Below are 8,525 nucleotides of genomic sequence, written 5' to 3' on the forward strand. Positions count from 1 at the left end.
CTTCACCCAGATAGTGGGCGGGCACCGAGCTCAGGCCACCACTAAAAGCGCCGATGGGGGTGCGGGCCGCACCGGCGATGACAACCTCGGTCATGACAACGCTCCTCGGATTTGACAGTTTTATTATCGAAAGTGCATGGATGCCGGAGACGGCGTAGCCTATGCGCAAGAATCGATCAATGCAAGACCCCCTCTCCGGCGGGGCTTAAACAAGTGTATTAAGCCATTCGGCTAGGGGTATCCACACACCATCCTCAGCCCCGGCACTGACCACCATACCAATGTGCCCCAGTGAGGGTCTGAACATTTGTGCACCCGGAATTGATCGGGCCAAAACAGTCGCCGACGCGGGAGGCACGATGCGGTCGCGCTCGGGGATGAGGGCAAGAGTCGGCACGCTGACCCGCGCCGGCTCCACCGGCAGTCCGCCGACCAGCCAGTTGCCGGCCGCCGGGTCGTTGCGGCCATACCAGCCGGCCAGCGCGTCGCGCGCCACCCCGGCGACCAGCGGGATGCCGTCGTTCAGCCAGTCCTCCAGCGCCACGAAGTCCTCGGCCGCCGGGCTGTCCGGCGCCATGCGGGCGAAGTGGCTGAACTTCTTCAGGGCCAGCATCGGGTCGAGCTGCGCGAACAGCGCCTGCAGGACATCGACCGGCAACTCGCCCCACGCCTCCAGCAGCGGTCCGAAGGGCTGGAAGAACGCCGCCGCACGGCGGGCGGACGCCGCGTCCTCGGCGTGGAAGTCCCAGGGCGTGGCCATCAGCACCAGCCCCGCCACCTCACGCGGCCGGCGCAACGCCAGCGCAGTGGTCAGCAGCCCGCCCATGCAGTAGCCGACCACCGGCACCGCCCGCCCTTCCCGCGCGACGACGGCGTCGAGCACGCGCTCCAGCCGGCCGGCGATGTAGTCGGTCAGGGTGAAGCGGCGCTCCAGCGCCCCCGGCGTGCCCCAGTCGATCAGGTACGGCCGCAGGCCACGCGCCGCCAGCCAGCGCATCAGGCTCTTCTTGGCGCTGAGGTCGAGGATGTAGTGGCGGTTGACCAGCGACGGCACGAACAGCACCGGCGCGCCCCCCGCCTTGGAGTTGAGCGCGCCGTAGTCGAGCAGCCGGCTGCTACCCTCGGTCCACACCACGGGCGGATCGGGAAGGTCGCGGCGATAGGGGTGGCGGCGGTAGCGCTCGACGCCGGTCAGCAGCCGGTCGATACGGCGGCGGACCTCGCGGTCGACGGCGTCACGCAGGGCGTCCGCGTCCACCCCGTCGGCGAGGCGTCGCAGCTCCGCCGCCTTCTCCGCGAGCGCCGGCTTCCAGGGAAGCGAGCCGCTCCTCCAGGGCTGCAATCCGCTGGGCGAGCTGAGCAGCGCCGTCAGCGCGGTCGACAGGTGCAGGCCGAGCGGGCGCGGGCCCTGGCGCATCCGGGGCGGAGGATCGGTCGCTTGGGCGGCGGCTCGGGCTGTCATCGACCTGTCCCTCCGTTGGTTCGGAGTGTTTTGTGGTGAACGGGTTGGGCCGCGGGTCCCAGCCGCTGCCGGGCGGGTTGCCGTAGGCGAAGCCGCCCGGGCCGAACACCGTCGGCGCCAGCGAGGCCGCCCCCTGCCCCAGCATCTGGAACAGCCGCGCCAGATGGTCGGCCGTCTCCGGATCGCTGGCCACTGCCGCCCACTGCTCCTGCCACAGGTCCAGATAGCGGCGCGCCAGCGCGTCGAGGCTCGGGATGTCGGAGTCGGTGGGGTCGGCCATGCGAACAGTATAGGAGAAGGCGCGGGAAAATGGCCAGCGCCGCGCGAAAGGGGGGTAATGCGGGCCCGAATCCCCCCTTTTCGGCTGGAGACTTGCCAGCCGCTGCCCCATGTCGTAGTTCTAGCCTACTAGGGATTCCCGCCGCAGGCTTACGAGAAAGACTCCGCGATGGCCGACAAGGAAGATCAGAAGTCCGCCGCGATCACGATCAAGAAGTACGCCAACCGGCGGCTCTACAACACGGCGACGAGCAGCTACGTGACGCTTGACCACCTGTGCCAGATGGTCAAGGACGGGCTGGACTTCGTGGTTTACGACGCCAAGACGGGCGAGGACATCACCCGCTCGGTGCTCACCCAGATCATCGTGGAGGAGGAGGCGAAGGGGCAGAACCTGCTGCCGATCCCGTTCCTGCGCCAGTTGATCGGTTTCTACGGCGACAACATGCAGTGGATGGTGCCGCGGTACCTGGAATACTCGATGCAGTCGTTCGCCCGCAACCAGGAGCAGATGCGCGAGTATTTCCAGAACACGCTGGGCGGGATATTCCCCTTCGGCGGGCTGGAGCAGATGGGGAAGCAGAACCTCGCCATGTTCGAGCGGGCGATGCGCATGTTCACCCCGTTCGGCCCGCACGAGGAAGGCGCGGAGGGTGGCGCCGCGCCGGCTCCCGCCGCGAAGCCGCCGGCCGCCGCCGACCACTCTCTGGACGAGCTGCAGAAGCGGGTGGACGACCTGCAGAAGCAGATCGCCAGCATCACCAAGACCGGCGCGAAGAACGGCTGAGCGTCGGCATAGCGAGAGCGCGAGAGAGGGCGGGGATTTCCCCGCCCTTTTTATTTGACGTGTTTCTTTCCCCCTCCCCATCCCTCCCCGCTCCGCGGTGAAGGGAGCAGAGCGGCGGAGCCCCCCTCGCCCGCGAAGCGGGGAGGGTTGGGGAAGGGGAAAACCTCACCGGAACAGGTGCGGCACCACCGACGCGTCCGGACCGACCAGCGGGCCCGGCGCCTCGCGCACGGTCATGCCCAGGCACTTGTCGCCGACGATCCAGGCGTCGAGCACCGCATGCACCCCGTCCTGCTCGCAGGTCGGCGGGGTCTCCAGCCACAGCCAGCCGCCGGGCTCGGCCACGGCGCCGCCCTCCGCCACCAAGCGGCCGTGCTCGCCCAGGCGGGTGACGGCATGGTCGAGGCCGAACAGGCTGCGCACCGTCACTGCCTCCACCGGCCCCAGCGCCGAATCGTCGAACGCGGCGCGGCACAGGTTGGGATGCCCCGGGTAGAGGTGCCAGAGCACCGCCAGCAGCCCGTGGTTCGACGCCGCCCAGCACCACGCCGGCTCCACCAGCCCCATGCCGGCGGAGCGCAGGCGCTGCACGAAGTCGTCGCTGCCCAGCGCCTCCCACGGGTAGAGCTTGGCCAGCCAGGAGATCGCCTCGCCCTGCTGGTCGCGGAACCGGCCGTCGGCCCAGCCGACGTCCTGGAGAGGCAGCAGCACCGTCTCCACCCCCGCCTCGGCGGCGGTGGCCGCCAGGTAGATCAGCTCGCCCTCGCCCATCGGGTCGGGGACGGCGCAGGCGAGGTGCAGGCGCTCGCGGCCGGGAACGCCCTGCGCCAGCTCTTCCCAGCGCTCGACCAGGGCCTCGTGCAGGCCGTTGAACTGCAGGGCGTCGGGCGCCTGCGCCTCCTGCCAGTTGCGCTGCACCAGCGCGGCGGCGAACAGCCCCGGCGCCACGTCGTAGTTGCAGGCCAGCAGCTTCAGGGAATCGCGCCCGTCGTAGGCCAGCGTCAGCCGTCCGGCGAGGCAGCCGGCGCGCTCGTTGATGCCGCCCGGGCGCCAGTGGTCGTTCCAGGACGCGTCGATCAGCCGCGCCGCCTCGCCGCGCAGACCGAGGTCGCTGAGCAGCTTGTCCTCGACCGCCGCGCGCAGGGCCTCGCGGATCATGCCGTGCAGCTCGTCGGCGACGCTCTCGATCAGGTCGATCTGCGGGGCGGAGAACTCGTAGCGCACGTCCTCGCGCCACAGCGCGCCGGCCGGGGCCGCCGCCAAGCCGTAGGGGTACTTGCGCAGGCCGGGCCGCCAATCGACCCGGCCGGTCGCCTTCACTCTGCGCATGTCCGCACTCGCCTGTTCCGGTGGGTCACCAGCTAACCGGGCCGGCGACGCTCCGTCGCGGGACGGACGGGCGCGCGATGGTGGCAGTGCGGAACGGCGGCATGATGCGGACCCGGGCTCCCCTCGGTTGCGGAAGGCGCGCATCATGGCCGCGGCAGCCGGTGCCGCACAAGCGTGTATGCGACATAGGTCGTCAGGCGCAGCAGGCGCCGCCCAGAGCGCAGAAGCGGCTGCAGTGCGGGTGGCTCATCCACACCCGCCGGCGCGCCTCCGCCAGCGTGGCGCCGCAGTCGAAGCGCGGGTCGTAGGGCAGCAGCGTGCAGGCCGCCACCCGCGCCTCCGCCTCGCCCCGGCGGCGCACCACCATGCGCGAGGAGGCGCACATCATGGCGTCCGGCCGCTTGCCGAGGATGGCCCAGCAGCTTTCGGCGATCTCCGGCGTCTCGGGGCTGCCGTCCATCTCGGGGAAGAGCACGAGCTGCCGGGGCTCGTCCGCGTCGATGCGCAGGCCGTGCGCAGCGAACAGGCCGGCGAAGCCGCGGCGCAGCGCCGCCTCGCCCTCCCCGCCCACCGTGCGGCCGGCGACGGCGACGTGGAAGCCGTGCTCCGCCAGCCAGCGCAGCCCGTCCAACGCCTTGGCGAAGCTGCCGGCGCCGCGCAGCGCGTCGTGCCCCGCCGCGCTGGGGTGGTCGAGCGAGACGCGCAGCGCCAGACGCTCGCCGTGCGCCTCCTTGAGCGCCAGCAGGGCCGCGCGCTTCAGCGTCATCGGCCGCATGGCGTTGGTCAGCACCAGCACCCGCAGGCCGCGGCCGAGTGCGTCCTCAAGCATCGCCGGAAGGTCCGGGTTGAGGAACGGCTCGCCGCCGGTGAAGCCAACCTCGCGCAGCTCCGGCGCCTCGCGCTCGGCCTCGTCGAGGAAGCGGCGCACCTCCGCGGCGGTCAGATAGACCAGCGCGTCGTTGCGCGGCGAGGATTCGATGTAGCAGTTGACGCAGGTGATGTTGCACAGCGTGCCGGTGTTGAACCACAGCGTGGTCAGCCCGCCCAACTCCACCGACGCGCGCGGCTTGCCGTCGGCGGTGACGTGCGGGTCACGGAACTTGGCGGGGATGATCGAGCCGTCCATGCGTCACGCCTCCAGGGCCGGCCGCCGGGCGGGCTCGCCCCGGAACGGCATCGCGAGAAGATGGGCGAGGCCGAGTTGGTCGCGCCAGCCGGGAAGGCCGAGCGGCGCCGCCTCGTGCCCCGCGGCCGGCGGGGCGGCGTGGTAGGTGCCGCACAGCCGGTCCCACACCGACAGGAAGAAGCCGTAGTTGGTGTCGGTCTCGGCGCGCTCGACCGAGTGGTGGACGCGGTGCATGTCCGGCGTGCAGACCAGCCGGCGCAGCGCGGCGTCCAGCCGTTCCGGCAGACGCAGGTTGGCGTGGGTGAACAGGGAGGAGCCGTTCAGCACCGCCTCGAACGCCACCACCACCCAGGGATCGGCGCCGAGCGCCACGACCACCGCCGCCTTCCAGGCGAGCGACAGCAGGATCTCCACCGGGTGGAAGCGCAGGCCGGAGCTGACGTCGATGTCCAGGTCGGCGTGGTGCACCCGGTGCAGCCGCCACAGCAGCGGCAGCCGGTGCGACAGCACGTGCTGGAGGTAGACGGCGAAGTCGAGCACCAGGAACGCCGCCACCGCCCCGACCCACCCGGGCGCGTCGAGGACGTTGAACAGGCCGACGCCCTGCTCCTGCGCCCAGGCCGCGGCGGCGACGGCCAGCGCGCCGACGGTCAGGCGCTGCACCGCGACGTCCACGACGACGAGGCCGAGGTTGACCGCCCAGCGCCGCCCCTTGGCCACGGTGAGCGGGCGCTTGGGCCAGGCCGCCTCCAGCAGCGCGGCGATGACGAAGAGGCCGAGGAAGATCCCCAGCCGGATGGCGGCTTCCATGCGGACGCTCCCGGACCGGACTGGGGTCTTATATAGGGCGGAGTCCGCACCCGGCTCCAGCCGGACGCCGTCAACTCCGCGTGATCGGGGCTCAGGCCAGCAGGTCGTGGTGCTCGCGGTGGCGGCGCATCCACAGGGAGGCGTAGCTGCAGATCGGCACGACCTTCAGCTTCTCCGCCCGCGCGATGTCCATGACGCCCTGCATCAGCCGGCCGGCGGCGCCGGTGCCGCGCAGCGAGGGCGGCGCCTCGACGTAGGGGATGTAGAGGGTCCCGCCCTGTCGGCGGTAGGTGGCGAAGACGATGCGGCCGTCCACGTCCAGTTCGAAGCGGCCGAGCGCCGGGTTGTCCTTCACGGGTGTGCTCATGCCGGAGTCAACACGCGATGCCGGGGTTGGTTCACCCTACAGCAGGATGTCGTCCAGCGACACCGCCGGCGGCGCCGAAACCGGCGCCTCGGCGGGGGCGAGCGCCTTCAGCGCCTCGACGATCTCCAGATCGTCGGTGTTGGTGTGCGAGATGAAGCGCGCGGTGACCTCCGCCAGCTCGGCGCGGGCACGCGCCGGCTCGGCCTCGCAGCGGCCGCGGATCGCCGTCAGGCGGTCGAGGAACAGCGCGTGGGCGCCGAGATGGCGCGCCTTGAGATCGCCGCCGATCCGCTCCAGGTGCAGCATCTCGTGATCGAAGTGCTCGACCACCTGGGCGATCAGCCGGTCCATGCCCGCGCGCCCCATGCTCTCGCCGTACGCCAGCTCCTGCAGCGCGTGGAGCAGCTGCTCGTGGTCGTCGTCGATCAGGTCGAGGTGGGTGAGGCGCAGATCGCAGTCCCTGGGCATGGCCGGCATCCTACCCGAAAACCGGGCGGACAGCCCCTGCGGCGGCCTGTCGCAATTTTGACGAAAATTGCACAGGCATGCCCCGCCCTTCCGGTGTAAGAAATACTTTCGCCTCAAAGGAATCGTGGGTGTACGGACGATCATGGGCGCCAGCGGACAGGCCCGAAGTGTCGCGGTGAAGGCGGCGGACCAGCAGGACCGCCTCGCCCGCATGCGCGAGTCGCTGCGCAACCATCTGCTGCACCTGGCCGGCAAGGGCGGCAAGCGCCTGAATTTGATGATGTCGAACGTCTCCTACGTGATCCTGGAGAACTTCGACTTCTCGCGGGCGGCGATGGTCGCCTGCAACTTCTCCTACTCGAACCTGGAGGGCGCGCACTTCCGCGACGCCGACCTCACCAACAGCCTGTTCATCCGCACCAACCTGGTGCGCGCCGACTTCTCGGGCGCCATCCTGAACGGCGTGCGCTTCCATTACGCCGACGCGCAGGAGGCGACGCTCGACGAGACGCGGATGAAGCAGGGCTCGGTGATGATCTACCGCGACGACGTCGCGGGCGGCGGCCGGCGCGAGCAGACGCTGGTGCAGGAGACCGACCTCTCCAACTCCAACTTCGAGGGTGCGTCGCTGCGCGGGGCGGACATGAGCGGCTGCCGCATCCGCAACGCCAACCTGAAGGGCGCCGACCTCACCGGGGCCGACCTGAAGGGCGCGGACCTCTCCGGCTCGACGCTGGCGGGAGCGGTGCTGACGGACGCGGTGCTGACCGACGTGACGGTGGAGAACACCATCTTCGACGTCACGCCGGAGACCATCAACGCGCTCCAGATGAACGAGGGCTTCCGCCGCTTCCTCGACATCCGCGCGCAGGCCAAGGAAGCGGCGGAGCTGCACCGCGCCTGGGTGGACAGCGGCGGCAAGGACGGCAAGCGCGCCGACTTCGCCGGGCGCAACCTGCGCGGCATCGACCTGTCCGGGCTGATGCTGGCCACCGTGTCCTTCGCCGGCAGCGACCTCAGCGGCGCCAAGCTGACCAATGCGGTGCTGGCGGCGGCCGACCTGAGCGGCGCGGTCATCCAGTACGCCGACCTCTCGGGCGCCGACATCCGCGGCGCCAATTTCGCCGAGGCGCAGGTGCAGTTCTCCAGCTTCCAAGGCGTGGACGCGACCCCGCTGGCGCTGCGCAACGGCGGCAGCCTGCCGACGCGCTTCGACCGCGCCAGCCTGCGCAACTGCGACCTGCGCGCGCCCACCCTGACCGCGACCATGCTGAGCGGCGCCAAGGTGGCCGACTGCGAGTTCGACGGCGGCTGAGCGGCGCCGAATGGAACACTGTGAAACACCGTGGAACAGTGTGCAGACCGTGTTCACTTCACTCTCCGCCATACCGCCGAAATCGGAGCCTTAAGGATATTGATCCTATCATAGGATTGGCCGAAGGGGCAAGGCCCGGAGCGATGTGCGGGACGGCGTGACCGGGCTTGCTCCCCGGCGGCCCGGTTCGGAAGCGTGGTCGAGCGCCGCTCCCTCGTGCCACCGCGGCCCCCGGCGAAGGCGCATGGGCGCTACGTTTGGAGAGAGACTCCTTCATTTCGTCATGGCCGGGTCAAGCCCCATAGGCGGTCGCGTCCCCCGGCGCTCGTTTCCTTTCCAAACCGTCATCCCTGCGAAGGCAGGGATCCATAATTTCCAATGCGTTACGCCGTGGTGCTTATGGATCCCCGCCTTCGCGGGGATGACGGCCAAAAAGGCGCGAGGAGGGGGAAAGGTGCCAAAGTCAGCGCCCATGCGCGAAAGCCGGGATCCAGGAGAGTTGGCAAGGGGTTGATTTCCCAAGGTTCTCTGGATCCCCGCTTTCGCGGGGATGACGAAAAATGGAAGAAACGCGCACGGGGC

The 8,525-nt window shown here is 70.2% G+C and carries 8 protein-coding genes; 2 read left to right on the plus strand and 6 right to left on the minus strand.

Features of this window, described 5'->3' with window-relative positions; genetic code table 11:
* Positions 1–205: 205 nt before the first annotated feature.
* Entirely contained in the window at positions 206–1,462 is a 1,257-nt protein-coding gene (locus ACRWK7_RS24435; protein WP_431858929.1) for an alpha/beta fold hydrolase, read from the minus strand.
* A 448-nt stretch (positions 1,463–1,910) separates the two neighbouring features.
* Here ACRWK7_RS24435 and phaR point away from each other — a divergent pair, with 448 nt between their 5' ends.
* Positions 1,911–2,528, plus strand: a complete 618-nt coding sequence (phaR, locus tag ACRWK7_RS24440; RefSeq protein ID WP_431858930.1) for a polyhydroxyalkanoate synthesis repressor PhaR — start codon at positions 1,911–1,913, stop codon at positions 2,526–2,528.
* Positions 2,529–2,693: 165 nt separating this feature from the next.
* Here the strand turns inward: phaR and ACRWK7_RS24445 are convergent, their stop codons facing one another.
* From ACRWK7_RS24445 to ACRWK7_RS24465, 5 genes are all read right to left on the minus strand, one after another.
* Positions 2,694–3,857 carry a glutathionylspermidine synthase family protein gene (locus ACRWK7_RS24445; RefSeq protein WP_431858931.1) on the minus strand — a complete coding sequence of 388 codons (1,164 nt, stop codon included), beginning with the start codon at positions 3,855–3,857 and terminating at the stop codon, positions 2,694–2,696.
* Between the two features lie 193 nt (positions 3,858–4,050).
* The gene (locus ACRWK7_RS24450) at positions 4,051–4,983 is read right to left on the minus strand and encodes a radical SAM protein (protein WP_431858932.1); all 933 of its coding nucleotides are present in this window, start codon (positions 4,981–4,983) and stop codon (positions 4,051–4,053) included.
* Positions 4,984–4,986: 3 nt separating this feature from the next.
* Positions 4,987–5,793 carry a sterol desaturase family protein gene (locus ACRWK7_RS24455; protein ID WP_431858933.1) on the minus strand — a complete coding sequence of 269 codons (807 nt, stop codon included), beginning with the start codon at positions 5,791–5,793 and terminating at the stop codon, positions 4,987–4,989.
* 91 nt (positions 5,794–5,884) lie between these two features.
* The gene (locus ACRWK7_RS24460) at positions 5,885–6,160 is read right to left on the minus strand and encodes a GNAT family N-acetyltransferase (RefSeq protein ID WP_431858934.1); all 276 of its coding nucleotides are present in this window, start codon (positions 6,158–6,160) and stop codon (positions 5,885–5,887) included.
* 36 nt (positions 6,161–6,196) lie between these two features.
* On the minus strand, positions 6,197–6,628 hold the full coding sequence (locus ACRWK7_RS24465) for a hypothetical protein (protein ID WP_431858935.1): 432 nt from the start codon (positions 6,626–6,628) through the stop codon (positions 6,197–6,199).
* 142 nt (positions 6,629–6,770) lie between these two features.
* Here ACRWK7_RS24465 and ACRWK7_RS24470 point away from each other — a divergent pair, with 142 nt between their 5' ends.
* The gene (locus tag ACRWK7_RS24470) at positions 6,771–7,943 is read left to right on the plus strand and encodes a pentapeptide repeat-containing protein (protein WP_431858936.1); all 1,173 of its coding nucleotides are present in this window, start codon (positions 6,771–6,773) and stop codon (positions 7,941–7,943) included.
* Positions 7,944–8,525: the final 582 nt, after the last annotated feature.

Source organism: Azospirillum sp. (assembly GCF_050789165.1).

Coding starts and splice junctions, on each gene's coding strand:
- ACRWK7_RS24435 (WP_431858929.1), bottom strand. CDS start 1,462: ATGACAGCCCGAGCCGCCGCCCAAGCGACCGATCCTCCGCCCCGGATG.
- phaR (WP_431858930.1), top strand. CDS start 1,911: ATGGCCGACAAGGAAGATCAGAAGTCCGCCGCGATCACGATCAAGAAG.
- ACRWK7_RS24445 (WP_431858931.1), bottom strand. CDS start 3,857: ATGCGCAGAGTGAAGGCGACCGGCCGGGTCGATTGGCGGCCCGGCCTG.
- ACRWK7_RS24450 (WP_431858932.1), bottom strand. CDS start 4,983: ATGGACGGCTCGATCATCCCCGCCAAGTTCCGTGACCCGCACGTCACC.
- ACRWK7_RS24455 (WP_431858933.1), bottom strand. CDS start 5,793: ATGGAAGCCGCCATCCGGCTGGGGATCTTCCTCGGCCTCTTCGTCATC.
- ACRWK7_RS24460 (WP_431858934.1), bottom strand. CDS start 6,160: ATGAGCACACCCGTGAAGGACAACCCGGCGCTCGGCCGCTTCGAACTG.
- ACRWK7_RS24465 (WP_431858935.1), bottom strand. CDS start 6,628: ATGCCCAGGGACTGCGATCTGCGCCTCACCCACCTCGACCTGATCGAC.
- ACRWK7_RS24470 (WP_431858936.1), top strand. CDS start 6,771: ATGGGCGCCAGCGGACAGGCCCGAAGTGTCGCGGTGAAGGCGGCGGAC.